Source organism: Gemella sp. GH3, assembly GCF_013415425.1.
Lineage (GTDB): Bacteria > Bacillota > Bacilli > Staphylococcales > Gemellaceae > Gemelliphila.
This window is the reverse complement of sequence record NZ_JACBYC010000017.1, coordinates 1-388: the sequence shown is the minus strand read 5'-3', so window position 1 is coordinate 388 and position 388 is coordinate 1. Positions and strand designations below refer to the sequence as shown.

Annotated in this window: 1 pseudogene; it reads right to left on the bottom strand. The window is 39.7% G+C overall.

The window, feature by feature from the left end:
• Window positions 1-388: pseudogene (locus HZY83_RS00090) on the bottom strand (dihydroorotase); the annotation flags it as partial.

Below are 388 nucleotides of genomic sequence, written 5' to 3'. Positions count from 1 at the left end.
CTCTAGCGATCTGCACTGATTCAGCAATGTTTGGTATACCTGGAATACCAAGTTCTTCACTACGTTTACCTTTATGCATTGCGCCACCATAAATCAAGCTATTATCTTCGCAATGTGCTACGATTGGTTTTTTAACGCGTGCTGCTTGTTTCATAGCCGCATACATCATACTAGCTTGTTGAACACCTACACCGTCATCTGTAAATGCGAATACCCCTTCTAGTGCTAACTCTTTGAAATCAACAAGTTCTTTTCCAGCTTGTCTTTTGGTAATAGATGCATAGGGTAACACACGTACTTTAGCTGTTTCTGAAATTCTTTGTCTTAATTCTCTAACATGTTCAACTGAATCTGGAACTGGTCTTGTATTAGGCATTGGGCATACAGT